18 protein-coding genes and 1 pseudogene are annotated in these 22,640 nt (G+C 69.0%); 8 read left to right on the top strand and 11 right to left on the bottom strand.

Features of this window, described 5'->3' with window-relative positions; translation table 11 throughout:
• Positions 1-32 precede the first annotated feature (32 nt).
• A pseudogene (locus E5S69_RS30705) lies at positions 33-1,051 on the top strand (Bug family tripartite tricarboxylate transporter substrate binding protein).
• Here E5S69_RS30705 and E5S69_RS30700 read toward each other — a convergent pair.
• From E5S69_RS30700 to E5S69_RS30685, 4 genes are all read right to left on the bottom strand, one after another.
• Positions 1,038-1,883 carry an IclR family transcriptional regulator gene (locus E5S69_RS30700; RefSeq protein ID WP_171518088.1) on the bottom strand — a complete coding sequence of 282 codons (846 nt, stop codon included), beginning with the start codon at positions 1,881-1,883 and terminating at the stop codon, positions 1,038-1,040. The pseudogene E5S69_RS30705 and the gene E5S69_RS30700 overlap by 14 nt on opposite strands.
• A gap of 70 nt (positions 1,884-1,953) precedes the next feature.
• On the bottom strand, positions 1,954-3,090 hold the full coding sequence (locus tag E5S69_RS30695) for an FAD-dependent monooxygenase (protein ID WP_171518087.1): 1,137 nt from the start codon (positions 3,088-3,090) through the stop codon (positions 1,954-1,956).
• 759 nt (positions 3,091-3,849) lie between these two features.
• Entirely contained in the window at positions 3,850-5,085 is a 1,236-nt protein-coding gene (locus tag E5S69_RS30690; RefSeq protein WP_171518086.1) for an acyl-CoA dehydrogenase family protein, read from the bottom strand.
• A 55-nt stretch (positions 5,086-5,140) separates the two neighbouring features.
• Entirely contained in the window at positions 5,141-6,292 is a 1,152-nt protein-coding gene (locus E5S69_RS30685) for an acyl-CoA dehydrogenase family protein (RefSeq protein ID WP_171518085.1), read from the bottom strand.
• Positions 6,293-6,547: 255 nt separating this feature from the next.
• On the opposite strand from E5S69_RS30685, the gene E5S69_RS30680 reads away from it, so the two are divergent.
• A complete protein-coding gene (locus E5S69_RS30680; protein WP_171518084.1) occupies positions 6,548-8,095 on the top strand; it encodes an AMP-binding protein in 1,548 nt (515 codons plus the stop codon).
• A 167-nt stretch (positions 8,096-8,262) separates the two neighbouring features.
• Positions 8,263-11,025 carry a LuxR C-terminal-related transcriptional regulator gene (locus tag E5S69_RS30675; RefSeq protein WP_171518083.1) on the top strand — a complete coding sequence of 921 codons (2,763 nt, stop codon included), beginning with the start codon at positions 8,263-8,265 and terminating at the stop codon, positions 11,023-11,025.
• Between the two features lie 30 nt (positions 11,026-11,055).
• Here the strand turns inward: E5S69_RS30675 and E5S69_RS30670 are convergent, their stop codons facing one another.
• Positions 11,056-11,727: a nitroreductase gene (locus E5S69_RS30670; protein WP_171518082.1), complete on the bottom strand. Its 672-nt coding sequence runs from the start codon at positions 11,725-11,727 to the stop codon at positions 11,056-11,058.
• 33 nt (positions 11,728-11,760) lie between these two features.
• Complete coding sequence (locus tag E5S69_RS30665) at positions 11,761-12,636, bottom strand: crotonase/enoyl-CoA hydratase family protein (protein WP_171518081.1); 876 nt, start codon at positions 12,634-12,636, stop codon at positions 11,761-11,763.
• On the opposite strand from E5S69_RS30665, the gene E5S69_RS30660 reads away from it, so the two are divergent.
• The 3 genes from E5S69_RS30660 to E5S69_RS30650 all read left to right on the top strand — a co-directional run bounded on the left by E5S69_RS30660 (position 12,635) and on the right by E5S69_RS30650 (position 15,617).
• Complete coding sequence (locus E5S69_RS30660) at positions 12,635-13,825, top strand: nitronate monooxygenase family protein (protein ID WP_336510624.1); 1,191 nt, start codon at positions 12,635-12,637, stop codon at positions 13,823-13,825. The genes E5S69_RS30665 and E5S69_RS30660 overlap by 2 nt on opposite strands.
• A gap of 4 nt (positions 13,826-13,829) precedes the next feature.
• Complete coding sequence (locus E5S69_RS30655) at positions 13,830-14,297, top strand: PaaI family thioesterase (RefSeq protein WP_171518079.1); 468 nt, start codon at positions 13,830-13,832, stop codon at positions 14,295-14,297.
• Positions 14,298-14,441: 144 nt separating this feature from the next.
• Complete coding sequence (locus E5S69_RS30650) at positions 14,442-15,617, top strand: acetyl-CoA C-acetyltransferase (RefSeq protein ID WP_171518078.1); 1,176 nt, start codon at positions 14,442-14,444, stop codon at positions 15,615-15,617.
• A 171-nt stretch (positions 15,618-15,788) separates the two neighbouring features.
• Here E5S69_RS30650 and E5S69_RS30645 read toward each other — a convergent pair whose 3' ends face one another.
• The 3 genes from E5S69_RS30645 to E5S69_RS30635 all read right to left on the bottom strand — a co-directional run bounded on the left by E5S69_RS30645 (position 15,789) and on the right by E5S69_RS30635 (position 18,473).
• Entirely contained in the window at positions 15,789-16,463 is a 675-nt protein-coding gene (locus tag E5S69_RS30645) for a histidine phosphatase family protein (RefSeq protein ID WP_171518077.1), read from the bottom strand.
• A gap of 182 nt (positions 16,464-16,645) precedes the next feature.
• Positions 16,646-17,332 carry a TetR/AcrR family transcriptional regulator gene (locus E5S69_RS30640; protein ID WP_171518076.1) on the bottom strand — a complete coding sequence of 229 codons (687 nt, stop codon included), beginning with the start codon at positions 17,330-17,332 and terminating at the stop codon, positions 16,646-16,648.
• Positions 17,333-17,570: 238 nt separating this feature from the next.
• Positions 17,571-18,473 (bottom strand): LysR family transcriptional regulator, encoded by a 903-nt coding sequence (locus E5S69_RS30635; RefSeq protein WP_171518075.1) that lies wholly within the window; start codon positions 18,471-18,473, stop codon positions 17,571-17,573.
• Positions 18,474-18,571: 98 nt separating this feature from the next.
• Between E5S69_RS30635 and E5S69_RS30630 the strand changes: the two genes are divergently transcribed.
• Both E5S69_RS30630 and E5S69_RS30625 read left to right on the top strand, forming a co-directional pair.
• Complete coding sequence (locus tag E5S69_RS30630) at positions 18,572-19,222, top strand: glutathione S-transferase family protein (protein ID WP_171518074.1); 651 nt, start codon at positions 18,572-18,574, stop codon at positions 19,220-19,222.
• Between the two features lie 46 nt (positions 19,223-19,268).
• On the top strand, positions 19,269-20,243 hold the full coding sequence (locus E5S69_RS30625) for a pyridoxamine 5'-phosphate oxidase family protein (protein ID WP_171518073.1): 975 nt from the start codon (positions 19,269-19,271) through the stop codon (positions 20,241-20,243).
• A gap of 7 nt (positions 20,244-20,250) precedes the next feature.
• Here the strand turns inward: E5S69_RS30625 and E5S69_RS30620 are convergent, their stop codons facing one another.
• Both E5S69_RS30620 and E5S69_RS30615 read right to left on the bottom strand, forming a co-directional pair.
• Entirely contained in the window at positions 20,251-20,691 is a 441-nt protein-coding gene (locus tag E5S69_RS30620) for a hypothetical protein (RefSeq protein WP_171518072.1), read from the bottom strand.
• Between the two features lie 121 nt (positions 20,692-20,812).
• On the bottom strand, positions 20,813-22,408 hold the full coding sequence (locus tag E5S69_RS30615) for an exonuclease domain-containing protein (protein WP_171518071.1): 1,596 nt from the start codon (positions 22,406-22,408) through the stop codon (positions 20,813-20,815).
• Positions 22,409-22,640: the final 232 nt, after the last annotated feature.

Genomic DNA, 22,640 nt, shown 5'->3' with positions numbered 1-22,640 from the left:
AGGGTGCCGCCCGTCATCCGAGGAAAATCAAGATGCAGCAACGCAAACAACCGAACCGGCCGCCGCTGCGGCGGCAATGGCTGGCCGGCACGGCGCTGACCGCGGCGCTGGCGGTGTGCCTGCCATGGCAGGCCGCGCAGGCGGCCGCTTGCGCCAATGTGCGCATCGTGGTGCCGTTTCCGGCGGGCGGCCCGGCCGACCAGCTGGCGCGCACGCTCGCGCACGGGCTGCAGCAGCGCCGCGGCACGCCCTTCGTGGTCGATAACAAGCCCGGCGCCAACGGCAATATCGGCATCGACGCCGTGCGGCGTGCGCCGGGCGACGGCTGCACGCTGCTGGTGGCCCCCGCCGGCAACCTGACCATCAACCCGACGCTGATGCCCGCGCTGAGCTACAGCGTCGAGCGCGATTTCCGGCCGGTGTCGCTGCTGGCGGGCTCGCCCAATGTGCTGGCGGTGCATCCGTCGGTGCCGGCGAACTCGGTGCAGGACCTGATCAAGCTGGCAAGGCAGGCCGACCAGGCGGGCAAGCCGCTCGGCTATGCCAGCCCCGGCGTCGGCAGCGGCCTGCATCTGGCCGGCGAACTGTTCCGCAACCGGGCCGGCATCACGCTGCTGCACGTGCCCTACAAGGGCACCACGCAGGCGCTCAACGACGTGGTGGGCGGGCAGGTGCCGATGCTGTTCGGCACATGGCCGACGCTGGCGCCGTTCATCCAGTCCGGCGCGCTGCGCGCGCTGGCGGTGACGCAGTCGAAGCGCTCACCGGCCGCGCCCGGCGTGCCCTCGCTGGCCGAACAGGGCGTGCCCGGCATCGAGGTCAGTTCCTGGTATGCCCTGCTGGTGCCCAGGGCTACGCCGCAGCCCGCGGCCGATGCGCTCGGCGCCGAGGTGCGCGCGCTGCTGGCCACGCCCGCGGTGCGCACCGAACTGCAGCGCCAGGGCATGGAGCCGGTGGGCAGCACGCCGCAGGCGCTCGAGACCCGCATCCGCGAGGAAAAACCGCGACCTGGGCCAGGCTGATCCGCCAATACGGGATCACTGCGGAGTAGCGGCGCCGCGGTATCCCAGCAGCCCCGACAGGTCGCGCGCGGCCTGCCTCACTTCCTTCGCCACGCGCTCGCGCAGCGCGCCATCGGCTTCAAAGCGCTGCTGCGGCCCGGCCACGCTGATGGCGGCGATCACCGCGCCGTCGGCGCCGCGCACCGGTGCCGCGCACGAATCGATGCCCGGTTCGTAGGCGGAGAAACTCCATGCGCAGCCGCGTTCGCGGTCGGCGGCCAGGATCTCGGCCAGCCGCGCGTGGGTGGCCGGGCTCTGCCCGGTGACGGTCGGCAGCGGATCCGGCCCCAGCAATTCGCGCAGCGTCTCAGGGGGCAGTTCGGCGATCAGCATCCGGCCGGGCGTGGTCAGGTGCGCGGCGACGCGGCTGCCCACCTGGATATTGCTGACCAGCGCGGCCGCCGGCATCTGCCGCAGCAGGTAGAGCGCAGCGCCGCCATCGCGCACCGCAAGGTAGGCCGACAGCTGCAGCGATGTACTGAGGCGGGCCAGCACGCGCCCGGCAAAGCTGGTCAGGTCGTTCGAGGCCAGCACGCGCGAGGCCAGCTTCAGGAAATTGAAGCCGACCTGGTGGCCGCCCTGCGGCAGCCGCTCGACCATGCCTTCATGCTCGAGCGTATCCAGCAGCCGCATCACGGTGACCCGGTTCACGTCGATGCGGCGGCCGACCTCGCTCAGGTTGGCGGTGGCGCCGCCTTCGGCGATAAAGCGCAGCAAGCGCAGGCCGCGGATGACCGGCGACACCAGCTGGGCCTCGCGGGTGTCTTCAGGCGCGGCGCTGTCGTCGAGGTCGGGTTCGGTCGGCGTGGGGGACTTGGGCATCTTGGCGTTGGCAATCCATGGAAAACGGCCGCGCAGGCGGCCGTGCTTCGGTGAAACGCGGCCCGCGGCTTCAGCCGAGGGCGACGTTCCAGGCGTCGTAATCGTACACCCAGTCGGCATTGCCGCCTTCCTTGAGCCAGGCATTGCTGCGCGAGCCGATCTGGATGCGGCTGGTGCGTTCGTGGCGCGCGGCCTGGTAGCGCGCCAGCGCGGCCGGCACGCCGGCGGCGCCGTCGTGCGCGGCCTCGGCCAGGCAGCGCGCCAGCACCACGCCGTCCTCGATCGCCATGCCGGCGCCCTGCGCCATGAACGGCATCATCGGATGACAGGCGTCGCCCATCAGCGTGACCGGGCCTGCTGACCACGCCGGCAGCGGATCGCGCACGTACAGCGCGGAGATCAGCACCTCGTCGCAGGCATCGAGCAGCGCGCGCGCCTCGGCATGGAAGCCGGCATAGGCGCTGCGCAGGTCTGCCACGCGGCCCGGCGTGGTCCACGATTCATGGCGCCAGGCTTCCTGCGCGACGGTGGCGAAGATAAAGATGTCGCGGCCGCGGTTAAGCGGGAAGGTGACGATTTGCGTGGCCGCGTCCGGGCCCCACCATTTGGTGAAGGCGCCCAGGTTGGGCACGCCGGCGAGGCGCTCGGCCGGCACTACGGCGCGATAGGCCACCACGCCGGTGAAGATCGGGCTTTCCTTACCGAACAGCGCGGTGCGCACGGTGGAATGGATGCCGTCGGCGCCGACCAGCACGTCGACGTGCTCGTGCGTGCCATTGGCAAAGCGCAGCGTCGCGCCATCGGCTCCGGGCTCGATCGCCACCGCCTGGTGGCCGAGCCGCACGCAAGCGGCCGGCACGGCGGCTTCCAGCGCAGTCATCAGGTCGGCGCGGTGCATGGTCAGCTGCGGCGCGCCGTAGCGGCGCTCGGCCTCTTCCTGCATCGGGAGCCTCGAGGTCTCGGCGCCGGTATCCCACATGCGGCTGATGCGGTGGCTGGGGCGTGCGGCGGTCTCGCGCAGAGCCTCGCCGACGCCCAGCCCGTCCAGCGCGCGCACTGCATTGGGGGTCAGGTTGATGTCGGCGCCGACGCGGGCGAAGCGGGGGGCTTGTTCGTAGACGATTGCGTCCAGGCCGAGTTTGCGTAGTGCGATGGCGGCGGCGAGGCCGCCGATGCCGGCGCCGTTGATTCCGATTTTGAGGGGCATGTTTGCAGCTGGTTGGTGGCTATGTTCAAAAATGAACTAGATGTTCATAAAAATATATAGGCGTGAGAGGGTGGACGTCAATTGCGGGGGAACCCTAGGGAGTTAGGGGGCGCCGCTTTATCGTTCTTGGCGGGCGCGGCTGTTTCGCCGGCGTAGCCCGCGAGTCACTTTTTGTCCGAGCGACAAAAAGTAACCAAAAAACGCGTCGCCTGAGCGGCTGGCTATAAATTACGCGGCGTGGGTCATATGGGCGGCGGTGCGTGCCGTTTGGATGTGGGTGCCCGTTCGAGCCTGCTACGCGAGGTGAGTCAGGGATAGTGCCTCCGATCACCCACTATCGGACAAGCCCCATGCAGGGCGTAGGCCGCCGGCTGCTAGCCGCAACGGGGGACGCCTGCGGCTGCTGCGCAGGGCCAATAGGCGCTGGCGGGCATTGAGCGTTTGCGCGCAGCGCAGTCGAAGGCGTTCCTATGGCAAGGCCAGCAGCAGGGGGCCACTGACCGCTCTGGGCTCGTTCAAACACCACTTCAACGCCCCTCCCACCGTCGCGCACCCCTGCGTCAGGCAGTCCAGCTATGCGAGGAAGCAAAGCCCCGTACGAAAACCCCCAGGCACACTACGATAAGACATGCCGCCCGCAGGGCAGTAAACGCGCTTTTTGGTTACTTTTTGTCGCTCGGACAAAAAGTGACCCGCCCAGCAGGGCGGAACCCGGCGGTTCAAAAGCCGACAGCATGTCACCAACAGCGACCCAGCCCTTCAAAGCCCCAACACAATCTTCGCAATGATATTGCGCTGAATCTCATTGGATCCCCCATAGATCGACGCCTTACGATAGTTGAAATAGCGCGGCGCCAGCACGGCCGCATAGTCCGGCCCGACCCGCGGCGCCGCCTCGCGTCCCTGCAGTTGCGCCCAGGTGTCCTGCACGAACGGCAGTGCCGCGGGCCCCGCCGCCTCTACCGCAAGCTCGCTGGCCGCCTGCAGGGTTTCGGTGCCCGTGAGCTTGAGCATGCTCGACGCGGCGCCGATCGAGGTGCCCGATTCCACGCCCGAAAACACCCGCAGTTCCACCGCTTCGAGCGCGGCCGCGCGCAGGTGCAGCGCGGCCAGCTTGCGGCGGAACACCGGATCGTCCAGCAGCCGGCCACCGTCGTCGCCAGGCTGCTCCGCCGCGATCTCGGCGATCTTGGACAACTGCTTGCGCAGCATCGGGCTATACGTGCCTCCGCGCTCGAACTCCAGCAAGTACTTGGCATAGGTCCAGCCCTTGCCTTCCTCGCCGATGCGGTTCGCCACCGGCACCCGCACGTTCTCGAAGAAAACCTGGTTCACCTCCTGCTGGCCAGGCATGGGGCCATCCAGCGTCGGCAGCGCAGACACCGTGATGCCGGGCGTATGCATGTCGAGCAGCAGGAATGAAATTCCTTCCTGGCGCTTCGATTCGCGGCTGGTGCGCACCAGGCAGAACATCCAGTCGGCCCATTGCGCGTGCGTGGTCCAGATCTTGGAGCCGTTCAGGATGTAGTGCTCGCCATCGCTATCGGTGCCGTGGTCGGCGCGCAGCTGCAGCGACGCCAGATCGGAGCCGGAGTTGGGCTCGGAGTAGCCCTGGCACCACCAGACGTCGGAGCTGAGGATGGGCGGCAGGAAGCGCTGCTTCTGCTCGGGCGTGCCGTACTTCATGATCACCGGCGCCACCATTTTCAGGCCCATCGGCGACACCGGCGGGCATCCCGCGGCGGCCAGTTCGGACTGGAAGATAAAACGCTCGGCCGCGCTCCAGCCGGGGCCGCCGTACTCTTTGGGCCAGTTCGGCGCGGCCCAGCCGCGCGCGTGCAGCGCCTTCTGCCAGCGCACCTGGCCGGCCTTGTCGAGGTAGCCGTTCTTGGACTGCGCCATCATGGCGCGCAGGTCGGCGTCATAGGCCTGGGCAATCCAGGCGCGCACTTCTTCGCGGAACTGCAGGTCTTGCGGGGAGAAATCGAGATGCATCGACGGGCCTCGCTGGGGAATCGACAGGGTTGTGTGCGTCGCTGTTGCGGCGGGCTCAGGCCGCGGCCTGCGCGGGATAGAGCAGTTCGGCGTAGCGGCGCAGGTGGTGCTCGGCCGAGCCCATCTGCAGGTCGATGGCCGTGACGCGCTTGAAGTAGTGGCCCACCGCCAGTTCCTCGGTCACGCCCATGCCGCCGTGGATCTGCACCGCGCCCTGGCCGACAAAGGCGCCGGCCTGGCCAGCCTGGATCTTTGCCGCGCACGCCGCCTGCGCGCGCACCGGCGGCGCGCCGGCGGCCTGCATGGCGGCCACCTGCGTCAGGGCCACGGATTGCTCCAGCTGCATGTACATATCGGCCATGCGATGCTGCAGGGCCTGGAAGGTGCCGATCGGCACGCCGAACTGCTTGCGCTGGCGCGCGTAGTCGATGGTGTCGGCCAGCATGCGTGCCATCGCGCCATTGGCTTCGGCGGCCAGTGCGATCATGGCCTGGTCGCACAGGTGCTCGACCAGCGCAAAGGCTTCGCCTTCGGTACCGATGCGCTGGCTGGCCGGCACCTGCACGTTGTCGAGCAGTACCTCGGCGGCGCGCTGTCCGTCGAAGGTGGGATACGCACGCAGCGTCACGCCGGGCGTATCGCGCGCGATCCAGAACAGGCTGATGCCGCGCGGGTCCCGGCGCGCGCCGCTGGTTCGTGCGCTGACCACCAGGTGCGAGGCGAGCGGCGCGCCAGCGACGGCGTGCTTGTGGCCGCTGAGCCGGTAGCTGTCGCCCTGGCGCGTGGCGCTGGCCTGCACGTCGTGCCGGCAGTAGCGGCTGGCGGGCTCGGCATGGGCCCAGCCCACCGTGGCCTCGCCGCCGATGATGGCCGGGATCCATTGCGCGGCCAGCTCGGGGCTGCCGTGCATCAGCGCGCCGCCGCCCAGCACCACCGTGCCCAGGTAGGGCTCCAGTACCAGGTGGCGCCCCAGCTGTTCCATGACCACCATGTGCTCGACCGCGCCGCCTCCAAGTCCGCCCAGCCGCTCCGGGAAGGCCGCGCCGAGGATGCCGAGGTCGCGGGCAAACGCGCGCCAGCAGTCCGGGCGCCAACCCGCCGCGGATTGCGCCGCCGCGCGGCGGGCTTCGAAATCATAGTGATCGGCCAGGTAACGCGCGAGCGTGTCGCGCAGCATCGACTGTTCTTCGCTGAACTGGAAATCCACCTTGGCTCCTTCGGATAAGGGTGCGGTGTGAGGGCGGTAGTCTGGCGGGCATCTTCCGGCCAAGCCGCCCGGCGGCGCATCGTCGCATCGGACGAAGCTGGCCAGCTGGCTGGCGGCGACTTCTTTTTGCGGCGCTGCGGCAAAAAGCGGCCGATGCCGCTTCGTCGCTTCCGACGATGGTGGAACCGGCCAGGGTTCCGAGAATGCGGAACCGGCATCCGCCGTGCCACCATCCCAGTCGAGGAGTTCCACGCCATGCATCCGCACATCCACGCGCAGCGCACGCCCGACAAGCCCGCCGTCATCATGGGCAGCAGCGGCGCCGTCGTCACCTACCGCGAGCTGGACCAGCGCTCGAACCAGGTCGCCCACCTGTTCCGCAAGCTGGGCCTGCAGCCCGGCGACCGCGTGGCCTTCATGGTGGAGAACCATCCGCGGCTGTTCGAGCTGTGCTGGGGCGCGCAGCGCAGCGGCATCGTCTATATCTGCCTGAGCACGCGCCTGAACGCCGCCGACGCGGCCTATATCGTCAATGACAGCGGCGCCCGCCTGCTGGTCACCACGCACGCGCAGGCCGAAATTGCCGCGGCGCTGACCGGCCAGACGCCCGCCTTGCAGGGGCGCCTGATGCTGGACGGCACGGTGCCGGGCTACGACGACTACGCGGCCGCGCTGGCCGGCTGCCCGGCAACGCCCATCGACGACGAGGTGACCGGCGGCGACATGTTGTATTCGTCCGGCACCACCGGCCGGCCCAAAGGTGTGTACGCACCCCCGTCGAGCCCCGACATCGAGGCGCCGACGACGCTGACCGCCCTGTGCCAGCGGCTCTACGGCTTCGACGCCGACACGCGCTACCTGTCGCCCGCGCCGCTGTACCACGCCGCGCCGCTGCGCTACACCATGACGGTGCAGGCGCTGGGCGGCACCGCGGTGGTGATGGAGCATTTCGACGCCGAGCAGTTCCTGCGGCTGGTGCAGCAACACCGCATCACCCACACGCAGCTGGTGCCGACGATGTTCTCGCGCATGCTCAAGCTGCCCGAGGCGCAGCGGCAAGGCTATGACGTATCGTCGCTGCGCGTGGCGATCCACGCGGCGGCGCCATGCCCGGTGCAGGTCAAGGAAGCCATGATCGCGTGGTGGGGACCGGTGATCTGGGAGTACTACGCCGGTACCGAAGGCAATGGCGTGACCGTGGTCGATACGCCGGAATGGCTGGCGCGCAAGGGTACGGTGGGCCGGGCCATGGTCGGCAAGCTGCGCATCTGCGGGCCCGACGGCGCGCTGCTGCCACCTGGCGAGCCGGGCACCATCTACTTTGCCGAGGGCCGCCCCTTCACGTACCACAACGACGCCGCCAAGACCGCCGAGACGCGCCATCCGCAGCATCCGGACTGGAGCACCATCGGCGACGTGGGCTACGTCGACGCGGACGGTTACCTGTACCTGACCGACCGCAAGGCCAACATGATCATCTCCGGCGGCGTCAACATCTACCCGCAAGAGGCCGAGAACCTGCTGATGACGCATCCGAAGGTGATGGATGTCGCCGTGATCGGCGTGCCCAACGAGGATTTCGGCGAAGAGGTAAAGGCCGTGGTGCAGCCCGCCGAGATGGGCGAGGCGGGGCCAGAACTGGCCGCCGAGCTGATCGCGTTCTGCCGCGCCAACCTGTCTGCCATCAAATGCCCGCGCTCGGTGGACTTCGAGCCCGAGCTGCCGCGCCTGCCTACCGGCAAGCTGCTCAAGCGGCTGCTGCGCGACCGCTACTGGGCCGGGCACGCCAGCAAGCTGGTGTGAAGCACCGGCAAACGGTGCAGCCCGCTGCGTGCGTTTGAGCGAGCGCAGCGGTTTACGTCATAATTCCTCGCTACACCACAGCCACGGCCACCCGCCTGCGTCTTGCAGCCGGGGGCGCATCGCGCGCCCGTCCAGGGCCGCGATGTGCGGGAGACGACAAACAGCCAATGGCAAGTATCGAGGAGACCGGACGGCGCACGCCGCCACCTGCCGGCGCGGCATCGCTGGCCGCCAAGCTGCGCCCGCCGCTGCTGACGCCGTTCCAGGTCCAGCGCGCGGCGATCTGCGAGGCCGTGTGCGCGGCGGGCTTCGTCAAGCTGGTGCTGGTGCGCGCGCCCGCCGGCTTCGGCAAGACCACCGCCATGCTCCAGTGCCGCGCGCGGCTCGAGGCCGCCGGCGGCCGCACCGCGTGGCTCACGCTGGACCGCTCCGACAATGACACCTCGCGCTTCCTCGGCTCGATCGAGGCCGCCATCGCGCAGGGCCTGGGCAGCGGCGGGCCGGACCGGTCGGCGCGCCAGGCGCTGGCGCAGGACCCGGGCGAGCAGGCGCTTGCCCTGATCGATCGCCTTGCCAGCCATCACGGCGACTTCACGCTGTTCCTTGACGATTTCGAAGCCGTCCAGAACGCAGCCGTGGCCGGACTGGTCTGGCAGCTGGTGGAAAGCCTGCCGCCGGGCTGCCGCGTGGTGATCGGCACGCGCTGGGTGCCCGAGACCGGCCTGGCGCGCCTGCGCGCGCGCGGCGAACTGCTCGAGATCGAGCCAGCGCAGCTGCGCTTTTCCGCCGACGAGACCGCGTCCTTCCTGCGCCAGGCGCGCGGGCTGAAGCTGGAGCAGGCCGCCATCAGCGTGCTGCACCGGCGCACCGAGGGCTGGGCCACGGCGCTGTGGCTGGCGTCGGTGGCGCTGGAACGGCGCACCCAGCCAGAGGGCTTTATCGCCGGTTTCTCGGGCTCGAACGCGGCGATTGCCGATTACCTGGTCGAAGACGTCTTCCTGCACCTGCCCGAGCCGGTGCGCGACTTCCTGCTGCGCACCTCGATCCTGGACCAGCTGTGCGGGCCGCTGTGCGACGCGGTGTGCCAGCCCGCCACCGCCGGCAGCAGCGAAGACATCCTGGCCTGGCTGGAGCGCGCCAACCTGTTCCTGCTGCCGCTGGAGAGCGAACGCTACGGCGAACGCGGCTCCGGCGCCGCGTCCGAGCAATGGTATCGCTATCACAGCCTGTTTTCCGGCTTCCTACGCGCGCAGCTGGCGCAGGCCATGCCCGAAGCCGTGCCGCAGCTGCACCTGTCGGCGTCGCGCTGGTATGAGTCGCAGGGGCGCCTGGTGCCCGCCATCGAACATGCCTTCGCCGCCGGGGCGCTGGCGCCTGCGCTGCAGTTGCTGGATGGCGCCGCCGACGACCTGCTGGCGCAGGGCCGCATGCGCCTCCTGACGCGCTGGCTCGAGGCGGTGCCGGCCGAGGAACTGGCCCGGCTGCCCAAGCTGCAGATTGCGCGGGTGTGGGCGGTGTCGTTCACGCGCGGGCCGGCCGAAGCCATCGCGCTGCTGCAGCAGATCCCCACCGCGGGGGCGGCCGGCGACCTGCTGGCCCATATCCGCGCTCTGCGCCACATGCTGCTGAACATGATGGACCGCTTCGACGACGCGCGCGCCTTTGCCCGCAACGAGCTGCCGCCGTTGCCGATGGGCTATGCCTTCCCCGACGCGATCCTGGCCACCTCGATGGCGCGGCTGGCGGCGGTGGCGGGCGACTATCCCGAAGCGCGCCGGCTGCTGCAGGTGGCGCGGCATGCGGTGCGCGGTTCGGACAGCAACTTCAACAAGATTTTCTCGGAATCGGTCGAAGGGCTGATCGATTTGCGCCAGGGGCGGCTGCAGCAGGCGCTGGCCCGTTTCCGCATTGCCGCCAGCACGATGCTGCCGAACCGTTTCGGCCCCACCAATGGCAACGCCATGGCCGGCATTCTCCTGGCCGAGGGCCTTTACGAAAGCGGCGATTCCGAACGCGCCAGCCGCCTGCTCAACGTCTACTTGCCGCTGTCGCGCGACCTCGGCCTGCCCGACCAGATCATCACCGGGCATGCGGTGCTGGCCCGCATCGCCTTCGAGCGCGGCGAGGCCGACCAGGCTCACGAATGGCTGGCACAGCTCGAAGCGCTGGGACACCATCGCGGCCTCACGCGGCTGGTGATGGCCGCGATGCTGGAGCGCGCCCGCCTGGCGTTGCGCCAGGGCAATGTGCACGCCGCGCAAGAGGCGATCGAGCGGGCCGCCGATCCGGCGCTGTGGCGCACGCGCCCCGGGGTCAGCTCCTTTGCCAGCGATGTCGAGGACATCACGCTCGGCCGGCTGCGGCTGGACCTGTATGCGCGCCCCGGCACGCCGGTGCGCGAAGCGATCGAGCGCGAACTCGCGGCCGCCGCCGGCAACCAGCTGATGCGCCGTGCGCTCAAGCTGCGCATCCTGCTGGCGCAGGCATGGCAGCGCACCGGCGATGGCGCGCATGCGCTGGTGGTGATGGGCGAGGCGCTGCGCTTCGGCGCGGCCGAAGGCTTTGTCCGCATCTTTGCCGACGAGGGCGACGATGTGCGCCGGCTGGTGGCCGACGCCTGCGCGCGGCAGGCGGCCAGCCTGCCGGCTCCCTACGTTGAAAGGCTGCTGCAGGCTTGCGGCCTGGCCGTCGCGGAGCCGTCTGCCGGCGCTGGCCGGCCGGCGCCGGCGGCGCTGGTGGAACCGCTGACGCCCAAGGAGCAGAAGGTGCTGCACCTGCTGGCCGAGGGCTATTCCAACGTCGCCATGGCCGAGCGCCTGTTTGTGTCCGAGACCACGGTGCGTACGCACCTGCGCAATATCAGCGCCAAGCTGCACGCCAGCAATCGCACCCAGGCGGTGGCGATCGCGCGCCAGCTTGGCCTGCTTTGATCCGCAACCCGCCGGCCGCCCGGTGCCAGTTCAAATGCCCATGAACTCGGTGAATTCCGCCAGCGGCGCGCGCTCGGCGCGCAGCTGGTTGGCGGGCGCCGCGGGGTCCTCGTAGCCGATCGCCATGCCGCTGAACAGCATCCGTTCGGCCGGCAGCGCGAGGAAATCGGCAACGGTCTGCGGATACATTGCCCAGCACTCCTGCGCGCAGCTGTCCAGGCCTTCCTCGCGCAGCAACAGCATCACCGTCTGCAGGTACATGCCGAGGTCCGACCATTGCGGCGGGCCCATGCGCCGGTCTACCGTGCAGAACAGCGCGAGCGGTGCGCCGAAGAAGGTGAAGTTGCTGGCGAACTGCGCCAGCCGCCGCGCCTTGTCCTCGCGCGGAATGCCGAGGTGGTGATAGAGCGCCTCGCCCACCTGGAAGCGGCGCTCGCGGTAGGGCGAGACCAGTTCGCGCGGGTAGATGTCGTACTCGCGCGCTTCGCCGGCGGGCGCCTGGGCAATGCGTTCGCGCATGACGCCGAGCAGGCGCTGCAGCGCCTCGCCGCCGACCACATGGATGTGCCACGGCTGCAGATTGCCGCCTGACGGGGCCCGCGCGGCGGCATCGAGCACGCGGCGGATGGTGTCGGGCGCAACGGCCCGGGGCAGGAAGCCGCGGACGGACTTGCGGCTGGCGACGGCTTGGCTGACTTGCATCGGGACTCCGGAGAATAGATCGATTCGAGCGGCTCAGGCGAAGGGCGGTTCGCCGGTCCAGTCGAAGAAGTCCGGCATGTCCCGCGACACGGTTTCCGGGAACGCGGCGGGGCGCTTTTCCAGGAATGCGCTGACGCCTTCCTTGACGTCGGCGGAGCGGCCGCGCGACTGGATCGCGCGGCTGTCCAGCTTATGTGCTTCCATCGGGTGGCTGGCGCCGGCCATGCGCCAGATCAGCTGGCGCGAGATCGCCACCGAGACCGGGGCGGCATTGGCGACGATTTCGCGCGCAATCGCCTGCGCTGCCGGCAACAGGTCTTCGGGTGCGTGCAGCGAGCGCACCAGGCCGCGCTCGTGCGCCTCCTGCGCCGAGAACACGCGGCCGGTATAGCACCATTCCAGCGCGGTCGAAATCCCGACCACGCGCGACAGGAACCAGGACGACGCCGCTTCCGGCGTGATGCCCCGGCGTGCAAAGACAAAGCCGAACTTGGCGTCGGTCGAGGCCAGCCGGATATCCATCGGCAGCTGCATGGTCACGCCCACGCCGACCGCGGCGCCGTTGACCGCGGCGATCACCGGCTTGAGGCTGCGGAAGATGCGCAGCGACACGCGCCCGCCGCCATCGCGATGCGCGCTGTCCGGGCTGGCGCCATAGCGCTTTTCGAAATCGAAGGTGGAGCTGCCGCCGGACAGGTCGGCGCCGGCGCAAAAGGCGCGGCCGGAGCCGGTGACGATCACGGCGCGTACGTTGTCGTCGGCATCGGTGGCGTCGAACGCGGCGATCAACTCGTGCATCATCTGCGCGGTAAAGGCATTGAGCTGGTCCGGGCGGTGCAGGGTGATGGTGGCGACGCCGTCTTCAACGGCGTAGCGCAGGGTTTCGAACGAAGGCGTGGCTTGCGTCATGCTGGCTCCTGCTGGAAAAAGGGGAGGGATGCCGGGACGGGGGCGCCGGCAGCGGGGCTCGGCCAACACTAGTGCAGAATGCGCCGCCCGCAATCGTCGCTTCCGACGAGGCTGGGACGCCGCGCCTGGCCGTAGACTGGCGTGCATCCCACGGCAGCACCGCCGCGTCACAATACCGCCCGTGCGCCGTGCCGGCGCAGACAGCAAAAGGACCACCATGAAGACACGCATCACCGAACTGCTTGGCATTCGCTACCCGATCATCCAGGGCGGCATGCAATGGGTTGGCTACGCTGAAATGGCCTCCGCCGTTTCCAACGCGGGCGGCCTGGGCATCCTGACGGCACTGACACAGCCCACGCCCGAGGCCCTGGCCGACGAAATCCGCCGCTGCCGCGAGATGACCGACAAGCCGTTCGGCGTGAACCTGACCCTGCTGCCCTCGATCAATCCGCCGCCGTACGCGCGCTACCTCGACGTCATCATCGAGAGCGGCGTCAAGGTGCTCGAGACCGCCGGCAACAACCCCAAGGAACATATCGCGCGCGCCAAGGCCGCGGGCATCAAGGTGATCCACAAGTGCGTGGCGGTGCGCCATGCGCTGTCGGCCGAGCGGCTGGGCGTGGATGCGGTGTCGATCGACGGTTTTGAATGCGCCGGCCATCCGGGCGAGGACGATGTGCCGGGCATGGTGCTGATCCCGCAGGCGGTGCGCAAGCTGTCGATCCCGGTGATCGCCTCGGGCGGCATCGCCGACGGACGCGGCATGGCGGCGGCGCTGGCGCTGGGCGCCGAGGGCGTCAACATGGGCACGCGCTTCTGCGCCACGCGCGAGGCGCCGATCCACGACAACGTCAAGCAGGCGCTGGTCCAGGCCAGCGAGCGCGACACCAACCTGATCTTCCGCACGCTGCACAACACCGCGCGCGTGCTCAAGAACGCCGTGTCGGACGAAGTGGTGAGCATCGAACGCCGTCCCGGCGGCGCGCAGTTCGAGGACGTCAAGCACCTGGTGGCCGGCGTGCGTGGCAGGGCCGCGCTCAAGGCCGGTGAAACCGACGGCGGCATCATCAGCGCCGGCCAGTGCGTGGGCCTGATCGACGACGTGCCCAGCTGCGAGGAACTGATCGCGCGCATGGTGGCCGATTGCCGCGAGCACCTCAGCGTGGCCTCGCGCTACTTTGCCTGACGCCATGGCCGAGGCCGAAATCGAGGCGGCGATGACCCATGCCATCGCCGCGCCGGCCGAAGCCGGCGCCGACGTGCCGGCGGGCTTTATCCCGCTGCGCCGGATGAGCGGCTACATGGCCGGCTTCGGCCAGCTCTACCTGCACGCCGAACGCCGCACGCTGGCGGTGCGCATCGACGAGAGCCACCTGAACAACCTGGGCATTCCGCACGGCGGCATGCTGGCAACGCTGGCCGATACCGCGATCGGCATGATGATGTCGCTGGAAACCGGCCGCGCCAAAAGCGCGGTGACGGTCAACCTGAGCCTCGACTATCTCGACTCCGCGCGCCTGGGCGACTGGGTCGAAGCGCGCGTGGAGTTCGACAAGCTCGGCTCGCGGCTGCGTTACGGCACCTGCCGGCTGTTCAGCGGCGAGCGCTGCCTGTTGCGCGCCACGGCGATCTTCGCGGTGCTGGCGCCGCGCGCCTGAGCGGTGCGGCAACTTCGTCGCTTCCGACGACGCTTGCCGACACCCGCGGCGCAACAATAGCCCTCGACGCTGCCGGCACCCGCGCCGGCATGCCGCACAACACCATGGCTGCCACGGCGGCCCGCATCGAACCAAGGAGATCACATGGCAGAGGCATATATCGTCGCGGCGGTCCGTACCGCCGGCGGCCGCAAGGGCGGCAAGCTGTCGGGCTGGCATCCGGCCGACCTGGCCGCACAGGTGCTCGACGCACTGGTGGAGCGCACCGGCGCCGATCCGGCGCTGGTCGAAGACGTCATCATGGGTTGCGTGAGCCAGGTCGGCGAGCAGGCCGGCAATGTCGCGCGCAATGCGATCCTGGCCTCGCGCCTGCCGGAAAGCGTGCCGGGCACCTCGGTCGATCGTCAGTGCGGGTCTTCGCAACAGGCGCTGCACTTTGCCGCGCAAGCGGTGATGTCGGGCGCGATGGACATCGTCATCGCCGCCGGCGTGGAAAGCATGACGCGCGTGCCGATGGGCCTGTCGTCGCAGTTGCCCGCCAAGAACGGCTTCGGCGTGCCCAAGAGCCCCGGCGTCGAAGCGCGCTACCCCGGCGTGCAGTTCAGCCAGTTCACCGGCGCCGAGATGATCGCGCGCAAGTACGACCTGGCGCGCGAGCAACTCGACGCCTACGCGCTGCAAAGCCACCAGCGCGCCATCGCCGCCACCCAGGCGGGCCGCTTCAACGCCGAGATCCTGCCGGTGGAAGTGCGCACGGCCGACGGCGCCAATGGCGAGATGCACACCACCGACGAAGGCATCCGCTACGACGCGACGCTGGAAAGCATCGGCAGCGTCAAGCTGATCGCCGAAGGTGGCCGCGTGACCGCCGCGACTGCCAGCCAGATCTGCGATGGCGCCGCCGGCCTGATGGTGGTCAACGAGGCAGGTTTGAAGAAGCTGGGGGTCAAGCCGCTGGCGCGCGTGCACAGCATGACCGTGATCGGCCATGACCCGGTGGTAATGCTGGAAGCGCCGCTGCCGGCCACCGAGGCCGCGCTCAAGCGCGCCGGCCTGCGCATCGGCGATATCGACCTGTTCGAAGTCAACGAGGCCTTCGCACCGGTGCCGCTGGCGTGGCTCAAGGCCACCGGCGCCGATCCGGAGCGCCTGAACGTGCATGGCGGCGCCATCGCGCTGGGCCATCCGCTTGGCGGCTCGGGCGCCAAGCTGATGACCACGCTGGTGCATGCGCTGCATACGCATGGCAAGCGCTACGGCCTGCAGACGATGTGCGAAGGCGGCGGGCTGGCCAACGTGACCATCGTCGAGCGCCTGTAAAGCATCGAGGCGGCGACACAGTGTAGTAAAGGGAGAAGGACCGGCGGCGCGGGCATGTCACAGTGCCCGCGCCAGCAGCCGGCGCAGGAAAAGAAATGGCCGCGAAATCGCGGCCATTTTCATTTGGCTGAGCGGATAGCGCCGGGCCAGGGCCCGCGCCAGCGCTCGGTGTCAGGCGAAGGTGACCGCGCTGCGCCGGTCGGCACGCTCGAGGTGCGGCACGTTGTTGAAGCTCAGCAGCCGCTGCACGCCGCGGCCGACAATGATTTCGCAGAACGCGGTATTGCGGAACTGCAGGTTCATCTCGATCGCGGCCTGCGCGGGCGCGCCGAGCAGGTCGGCGGTGGCCCGGCCGATGGCGCCGCCAGAGCTGACCACCAGAATCGCATCCTCGCGCGTCGCGCCCTCGCTGGCCTGCGCCAGCGCGCCGGCGATGCGCGCGCCGAAGTCGGCCCAGCTTTCGGGCATCTCGGCCAGCCCGTTCTGCGTCCAGGCCGCATAGGCCGCGCGGAAAGTGCGCCAGTAGTCGTTGTAGTCGCCGTTCTGGTGGGCGCGGTGGTCGGCGCCGCCCGTATGGCACCGGTACAGCGCCTCGCCGTCGTACTCGTTCAGCCCCGGATGCGAAACGACCGTCGTCTGTGGCTGCCCCATGCCAGCCAGGATTTCCGTGGCGGTATCCTGCTGGCGCACCAGCGTGCCGGCCACTACGCGGCTGAAGCTGACCCCGCGCTCGGCGAAATACTCGCCGAGCCAGCGCGCCTGCTGCCGCCCGGTCGACGACAGGCAGTCGTAGTTGGCTGCGCCAAACGAGGCTTGTCCATGCCGGACGAGGAAAAGCGTGGCCATGAGCGGTTCCGGTAAATCATTGAGGCGGATAGGGCTGTCCCGGCGAGGCACCTGGGGCGATCCGGGCGCCGGGCTCGGAGCGGAGCGAAGCGTGGGCCCATTCTATGGAGCGCCGGTGCCCGCGCCAAGCAAGCGCCGCGCAATTCATAGCAGCCATGGCCTGGCTGCATTACCGGGCAGGCTCAGGCCGCCTCGGCCAGCGGCACGCCGAGATAGCCGGCCATCAGGCGATTCAGCTCGGTGATCAGCCGTTCGTCGTCAAGATGCAGCGGCCCGGAATCATTGAGCACGGCATTGACCAGCACGCTGAACACGGCCTGCATGGCAAACCGCACGCGCAGCTCGGCCGTCTCCGCGGGCAGTGGCAGGCGGGGCACCAGCAACTGCACCATGCGCTCCACGATCGCCTCACCGTTCTGGCGGTGGGGCAGCCATTCCTCGGGGCGCGTGGACGCATGGCGCAGCGATGCGCGCATTACGCCACGGTTGGCCAGCGTGCCGAGCACCATGAACCTGGCGGTTTTTTCCAGCAGCACCTGCGTGGCGACATCTTCCCAGCGTTCCTGGGCCAGGTAGCGGTCGATCGATGCCGAAGTTTCTTCCATCACCAGCGTGCGCAGGGCCTCGAAATAGGCCATCTTGTCGCGGAAGCGCCCGTAGAAGGCGCCTACCGATACCTGGCACGCCGCAGCGATCTGCGCCACGGAAACCGCGGCAAAGTCGCGCGTCGCCAGCAGTTCGCGGCCTGCGCCCAGCAAGGCCTGTTCGGTCTCGCGCGCGCGGCGCTGGCGCGGCGGCTGCAGGATCGAGGGCGTGTCGATACGGGGGAAGGAAGCGTTGGCGGTGAAGCCGGAAGGCGTTGCTGACATGGGCATATTCCGTATTCGAATTCGGATTCGAATTTGAAAATACCGGTGCGCACGGCAATGCGTCAAGGGTTTTGTCGCGCGGCCCTGCAAATGTTCCGCGCAGATGCCGTCGGCGCACCGTGGTGCCAGCCTGGGGCCTTGCCATTTGCCGATCGGGACGCTCAGAACATTCCGAACCCGAGCGCCATGCGCCGCCGCGTGTGATGGGGCGCGGCAATCGGCAATCACACGACAGGGCCTAGTTGAAGCGGGGGCTCAGCTCGTCCCGCATCCAGTCGATAAAGGCGCGCGTGCGCGCCGGCAACAGCCGCGCGTGCGGATAGATCAGCGATAGCGGCCAGGCGGGCTGCTCGAAATCCTCCAGCACGATGCGCAGCTTGCGCTCCTCGACCAGCTGCGCGACCTGGTACGACAGGAAATGGCCGAAACCGGCGCCGGCCGCACAGGCCGCCACGGCGGGCGCGGTCTGGTTGAACTCCAGGTTGCCCGACACCGGCACATGGAACTCGCGCTCGCCTTCGCGGAAGGTCCACCAGTGCGCATGGTTGCCGGTGAAGCGCACGCAGTTGGCGCTGGCCAGCGCGTCGGGGTGGCGCGGCACGCCATGCTTGCGCAGGTAGGCGGGTGTGGCGACCACCACGCGGCGGATGTGGCCGACGGATTGCGCCACCAGCGTGGAATCGGCCAGCGGGCCGATGCGCACGCCCACGTCCAGGTCTTCCTCGAGCAGGTTCACCACGCGGTCGGTGAATTCCATGCGGCAACGCACGCGCGGATAGCGCTGCACGAAGCGCGTCACCGCTGGCGCCACGTACATCTGCCCGAACAAGACCGAGGCGGTCAGCGTGAGCTGGCCGCTGGGCTCGACATGGCTGGCGCTCAGGCCCGCCTCGACTTCGTCGATATTGGCCAGGATGCGCCGGCAGCCGTCAAGGTAGCTGCGCCCCTCGGCGGTCAGCGACAGCCGCCGCGTGGTGCGGTTCAGCAGCCGCACCTGCAGTTCGGATTCCAGCGCCGCGAGCGTACGCACCACCGCCGGCAACGAGGTATGCAGCGACGCCGCGGCCGCCGTCAGGCTGCCATCGTCGACGATCCGCACAAAGGTCTGCATCGCACGTAGTTTGTCCATGGCGGCAAGCATTACTCCATTTTGTGGAGTAGTCAAATATCAAAGCCTCTATTTATTGCAGCGTCGCCGGCATCCAGAATCCGTCCATACCAACCGCTCAGGAGAGTGCCATGCCCCACACGAATGCCCCCGCAGTGCCCGCCAGGCCGCTGGTGTTGTACCGTTCGCCGGTATCCGGCCACGCGCACCGCGCCGAGCTGATGCTGGGCCTGCTTGGCTTGCCGTATCGGCTGGTGGATGTTGACCTGCGCGGCGGCGAGCAGCGCGGCGAGGCCTTTCTGCGCCTGAACCCGTTCGGCCAGGTGCCGGTGCTGGATGACGACGGCGTGGTGCTGGGCGATTCCAACGCGATCCTGGTCTACCTGGCCACGCGCTATGACGACGGCCGCTGGCTGCCGCGGGATCCTGTCGGCGCGGCCCGCGTGCAGCGCTGGCTGTCGGTGGCTGCCGGCGAGATTGCGTTCGGCCCGGCAGCGGCGCGCCTGGGGGTGCTGTTTGGCCGGCCGGTGCCGATGGCAGACGCGGTCGCGCGCGCGCAGCGGCTGTTTGCGCTGATGGAGCCGATCCTGGCGGCACAGCCGTTCCTGGCCGCCGAACACGCCACCATTGCCGACGTAGCCGCCTACAGCTATATCGCCCGCGCGGAGGAAGGCAACGTGCCACTGGCACCGTACCGGGCGCTCAACGCCTGGCTGCGCCGCGTGGAAGCGTTGCCCGGTTTCGTACCGATGCTGGTATCGAAGACCGGCCTGGCCGCATAGCCTTTGCGCCGGCGAGCATCAACCCTGGAGTTTTGACGGAGCGCTCATGGACCTGCCCACCTGGCCGCATGCCGGCCTGCCATTCCACACCGGCGAACTCGCCGCACAACAGCGCGCAGGTAAGCGCGAACGCATGGCCGCGGCGGGCCCGCGCGTGATCCGTGGCGAGATGCCGGACCAGCACCGCGCGTTTTTCGCGCAACTGCCATTCCTGCTGGCCGGCGCGGTCGATGCCGACGGCATGCCGTGGGCCACGTTGCTGGTGGGGCCGCCGGGGTTTGCGCAGACGCCGGACGCCACGCATCTGCGCATCGACGCCGTGCCGCTGCCTGGCGATCCACTGGCCGCGGCGCTGGAGCAGGGCGCCCGCATCGGGCTGCTCGGCATCGAGCTGCCTACGCGCCGGCGCAACCGCATGAACGGGATCATCGTGGCGCGGGATGCGGCGGGGCTGACGGTCGAGGTCGAGCAGAGCTTCGGCAACTGTCCGCGCTACATCCAGTTGCGCGACGTAGCCATTGCCGAGCCGGCTGCCGCGCCTGCGGCCTGGCACGGCGACGCGCTGGATGCGCACGCCAGCGCCTGGCTGCGCGGTGCCGATACGCTGTTCATCGCGTCCGCCCATATGGTGTCGCCGCAAGACGAGGGTGAGCACACCGGCGGGGTCGACGTCTCGCACCGGGGTGGCAAGCCTGGCTTTATCCGCGTGGACGACGCCCATACCCTGACGTTCCCGGATTTCAATGGCAACAATTTCTTCAACACGATCGGCAACCTGCTGGCCGACCCGCGTGCGGGCATCGTCGTGCCGGATTTTGCCGACGGTTCGCTGCTGCATGTGGGCGGACGCGCCGAAGTGATCTGGGAGGGAGCGGAACTGACTGCCTACGCCGGTGCCGAGCGGCTGGTGCGCCTGCATGTCGAGCGCGTGGTGCGGCGCGAGCGCGCGCTGCCGCTACGCTTCGCCTTTCGGGAGTTCTCGCCGGTGCTGGCCGATACCGGTGCGTGGCCTGAACGCTGAGCTGCGTTCAGCCGCGCCCCCGGTATTTGAGCGCGGCGCAACGCCCGGCCAGCGCGGTGATGCAGCAGGCATCGCCGCGCCACTCGCCGCCGGTCACGATGCCATCGGGGCTGGCCACCAGCTTGCGCTGGCAGTGCCCCGGAACGGGGGTGCGCTCCATGCCGGCATCGCGCGGCCCGCTGCCCGGCGGCCGCGCCGCCGGCACAGAATCGGTCCAGACGTAGGCGGTGCCGGCGGGAAGCGCCTGCACGGCCTGTGGCGGACCCCACTGCCGCTTCGCTTCCTCCACGGGGATGTTCTTCCAGGAATCGATGATGCCTTGCATCGCGCTGGTCCCGCTCCCGGCGCAGGCCGCCATCATGGCCGCCGCGGCCAGGACCGCCACATGCGCAAGCCTGTGGGGGACGGCGCGCGCGGCGTATGCAAAACGGGCGGAATTGGCGGGCATGGGAACTCCACATCGGCGCAGCCGGCGGCGGGGGCTGGTCTGTGGAGACTAGCGGAGCCGTCACATCTTGCAAGCGCCTTTTGGGGGCTGGCGTACAGATTGCGGGGCCTGCGAGGCCGGGCTAATCGGCAAACAAGCCCACGGTTTGCTGGCCGGCGAGGGCAGCGGCTTTGCGCGGCGCATTTGCCGACGCCGCGCGGGCAGGGCGCGCGGCTTCGGCGGACGCGTCCGGCGCGGTCAGTGTGAAAGCCCGCTGCACGGACAGGGGCAGCGCGTTGGCCATCCATTGATCCCGGCGCGGCGCCAGGATCTGGTAGGTATCCAGGTCGAAATGCGCTGGCGCTGCGGCCAGCGCGCTGGCTTCCTCCAGCGTGGCGGCGCAGCCCAGGTAGCACCACTCATCCACGACATGCCACCACGCACGCGCGCCATGTTGCTCGCGCCAGGCAACCGGGCCGTCGAACGGCCATGGCACCAGCGCGATCGGCGCCAGCGCCTCGGCCAGCCGGGCGCGATGTTGGCGCGACGACTCCACGCCGATGCAGGCCCCGGCGCAGCGGTGCACCTGTCGCGCAAAGCAGGGACTGCCACGGCGCGTGGTTTTCTCCAGCGACAGTGTGGCCATGCACAGACCGTGCTCCTCGGCTAATGCGCGCAAGCGCGCTTCCGCCGCGCCGCGGCTGCCGAAGACGCCGAACAGGTCGCGATGCCGGCAGAAATCCGTGTTGCGATCCGAGCGCAGGCGCGGCACCGGCAACTGCTGCGGCATTTCCCAGGCGTACAGCCTGGTATTCCGGCGCAGCAACTGGTTGTGCACGGGCTGCATGGCTTTGACGAGTTGTGCCTCCAGCAGCAGCGCGCCGGTCTCGCCGCCGGTTTCGCGCCACTCGACGCGACGGACCAGCCGCGCCAGCCGCATATCCTTGCCATAGCGGTAGTCGCCCGAAAAATGGGCGCCGATGCGCTGGCGCAGGTGCACGCTCTTGCCGACATAGAGCGGCACGTCCTCATCGCCATAGAATATATAGACGCCCGGCGCCGCAGGTACGTCTTCGAGAGCGGTTTCCTCCAGGCCAGCCGGCAGGCTGGCGCGGCGCACCAGTGTGCGCACGGCCGCTTCCACCAGGTCGACAGAATACGTGGCATGGATTTTCTGCCAGAACTGCCAAAGCAGCTCCGCATCGGCCAGCGCACGGTGCCGGCCCTTGGGCGTCAGGCCGAAGCGGGCGATCAGTGCGTCGAGGCCATGCCGTTCAACTGACGGAAACAGCGAGCGCGAGAGCCTTACGGTACACAGCACATCGGCGCGGAAGGTTACGCCGGCGCGCCGGAACGCATTTTTCAGGAAGCCATAGTCGAAGCGTGCGTTATGGGCCACGAACAGCCTGCTTTGCAGGCGCTCCGCGAGCGACTCGGCCAGCGCTTCGAAGGTGGGCTGGCCGCGCACCATGTCGTCGCTGATGCCGGTCATGCGCTGGATAAACGGCGGGATCGACATGCCGGGGTCGAGCAGGGTTTCCCACTCGACAATCCCGTCGGGGCCGACTTCGACTACGCCGATCTCGGTGATGCGGTCACGCTGGGCATCCGCGCCGGTGGTCTCCAGGTCGACAAAAACAATAGGACGGGACAACGCCGCGGCCAGTGAATGGGCATCGAGCAGGCGTGCGCCGTCCGCTGGCAGGCGCGACGGCAGGTAGGTGGGCAAGTCTGGCATTTGCAGATTCTAAAGGGCTGCCCAGGGCGTTATGAAGAAGTTTTCAATCACCGCTTGCCAAGCCCGTCGCCCTCGCTTATTATTCGCCCCCTCGCAACACCACGCGGCTCCTGCAAGGCAGGCGCAGCAAGGGATGCGGGGTTGGCCGGAAGGTCGGCGCAGCAAGGTTTGCAGCGCTGACGGCAGCAAAAAAGATTGCTGCAAACGGTTGACGAAACGAAGAAAGCTCTGC

The sequence above is a fragment of the Cupriavidus necator genome (assembly GCF_013141915.1).
Classification (GTDB): Bacteria; Pseudomonadota; Gammaproteobacteria; order Burkholderiales; family Burkholderiaceae; genus Cupriavidus; species Cupriavidus necator_B.
The sequence above is the reverse complement of the archived record's forward strand: the minus strand, read 5'-3'. Positions and strand labels throughout refer to the sequence as shown.